The 1,003-nt window shown below is 63.7% G+C and carries 1 protein-coding gene; it reads right to left on the bottom strand.

The window, feature by feature from the left end; genetic code table 11:
- Positions 1 to 481 precede the first annotated feature (481 nt).
- Entirely contained in the window at positions 482 to 814 is a 333-nt protein-coding gene (locus tag LI92_RS21325) for a VOC family protein (RefSeq protein ID WP_420093339.1), read from the bottom strand.
- Positions 815 to 1,003: the final 189 nt, after the last annotated feature.

Raw genomic sequence — 1,003 nt, 5'->3', positions numbered from 1 at the left:
GGCTGCCATGTCGTTGCCGATTCTTCCTGCCCGAACACCGGGCATCAGAGTCGCACAACAACTGGACCACTACGAGGGGCTCACCTCAGTGGGTCGGTTGCAGCGGTTTCCAGTATTAAGGCGCCGTTGACCATCGCAATGCGCGCCAAAGCAGCGTCCCGGCCTGGCGCTGTATCGATTTGCGAAGCGCGAAAAGCTAGTTGGTATCTCTCGCAGAACTGTATCTTTGCCGCAGCCCTCTCGCCGGTGGAGTACGTGGCAACAGGCGGGGCAGGCCGGTTGAGGCTGATAAGAACGCCCGCTACAGCCACTACAGCCGTGGCGATAAGGCCGATGGTTAGCGCGGCGATCGGCCGGCCACCGGGTCGACTAGGGGGCGGCGCGGGCCAAGGTGGTGGTGTCGTGGTCACATTGCGGATGTTAAACCCGAATCCGGCGAAACGCCGTTCGAATGCAGCACGGCGACTAGGGCGAAAATCCCCTATCGCCCCAACGGCTTATAGAACACCAGTCCGTTGCCCTTGTTGTCGTACACCACGGCCCGGCGCTCGTGCGCGTCGTCGTAGGGGCCCTTCACGATTCCGCCGCCACTGGCTTCGATGGCCTTCGCCGCCCCGTCGACGTCGTCGGTCTTGATACCGACCACCACCTGCCCGTGGATGGGGTGATCGACCGCGGTCGCCAGAGCCAGCGTCACCGACCCGCCGTCCAGGGCGGCAAAGTGCGCACCGTCGCGAAACTTCAGCGGCATGCCCAGGGTCTCGCTGTAGAACTTGATCGATTCGTCCAGGTTGTCGGTGGACAAGACGATCATCCGGATGTCGTGGTCGCTCACTTCTTCCTCCTGTGATCCGATCTCGGTCCAGGCTAGGCGAGGTATACCGTCTGCGGGTGGGTAAACGCCTTGCTGCTGTGGTTGGCGCCGTCGTCGTGGCACTGCTGGTCAATACGGTGGTCGCCGGCCGCGTCTCGCGGCCCGCCGAGCCATTCGCCGGAGGCCGGG

Origin of the sequence: Mycobacterium sp. UM_Kg1 (genome assembly GCF_000972925.1) — a bacterium.
Classification (GTDB): Bacteria; Actinomycetota; Actinomycetes; order Mycobacteriales; family Mycobacteriaceae; genus Mycobacterium; species Mycobacterium hiberniae.
The sequence above is the reverse complement of the archived record's forward strand: the minus strand, read 5'-3'. Positions and strand labels throughout refer to the sequence as shown.

Bases quoted from the DNA above. Each gene is read 5' to 3' on its own strand.
- LI92_RS21325 (WP_420093339.1), bottom strand. From the start codon at position 814: ATGATCGTCTTGTCCACCGACAACCTGGACGAATCGATCAAGTTCTAC.